Raw genomic sequence first — 946 nt, 5'->3', positions numbered from 1 at the left:
GTACGGGACGGTTGTCGTCACGGCGGAAACCACCGGGACGCTCGTCACGACGGTCATCGCGCCGGTCGTCACGACGGAAGCCCGGACGGTCGTCGCGGCCGCGGTAGCCGCCGCCACGGTTGTCGTCACGACGGTCACCACCACGGTTGTCACCACGGTCGTCGCGGCGGAAGCCGCCGGGGCGCTCGTCCTGACGCTCGTCACGGCGGAAGGCCGGACGGCTGTCGCCCCGGTCGTCACGACGGTACGAGGGACGGTTGTCGTCACGACGGAAACCACCGGGACGCTCGTCACGACGGTCATCACGCCGGTCGTCACGCCGGAATCCCGGACGGTCGTCACGGCCGCGGTAGCCACCGCCACGGTTGTCGTCACGACGGTCGCCACCACGGTTGTCACCACGGCTGTCACCACGGTCGTCGCGGCGGAACGGGGGACGGTTGTCGTCGCGGCGGAAGCCACCGGGACGGTCGTCACGACGGTCGTCGCGGCGGAACGGGGGGCGGTCGCCACCGCGGTTGTCGTCGCGGCGGAAACCACCGGAGCGGTCGTCGCGACGGTCATCACGGCGGTCGTCGCGGCGGTTGTCGTCGCGGCCGCCGCGGTAGCCGCCGCCTCGGTTGTCGTCACGACGCGGGCCACGGAAGCCGCCCCGCTCGCCACCGTCCCGGTGACGCGGCTCGCGCTCCGGACGATCGTCGGGAGAGTTGGTGGACATCGACGTGACTCCTGTCTTCGGGTACTGCAGTCATTCTCGCGCAGCCGGCACGGCACCGCGCTTTCAAAAGTACAAGGAAAAACAAAAGGACCCCTGGTCCCAGCGTGAACGCTGGGACCAGGGGTCCTGAAATATTGTTCGGCGGCGTCCTACTCTCCCACAGGGTCCCCCCTGCAGTACCATCGGCGCTGAAAGGCTTAGCTTCCGGGTTCGGAATGTAACCGGGCG

The 946-nt window shown here is 69.3% G+C and carries 1 rRNA gene and 1 pseudogene; one reads left to right on the top strand and one right to left on the bottom strand.

What is annotated here, in order from left to right:
- Window positions 1-826 (top strand): annotated as a pseudogene (locus ACGF1Z_RS32010) (hypothetical protein); the annotation flags it as partial.
- 28 nt (window positions 827-854) lie between these two features.
- Here ACGF1Z_RS32010 and rrf read toward each other — a convergent pair.
- Window positions 855-946 (bottom strand): 5S ribosomal RNA (gene rrf, locus ACGF1Z_RS32005); the annotation flags it as partial.

Source organism: Streptomyces sp. NPDC048018 (assembly GCF_043202995.1).
Classification (GTDB): Bacteria; Actinomycetota; Actinomycetes; order Streptomycetales; family Streptomycetaceae; genus Streptomyces.
This window is presented reverse-complemented; position numbering and strand designations above follow the sequence as displayed.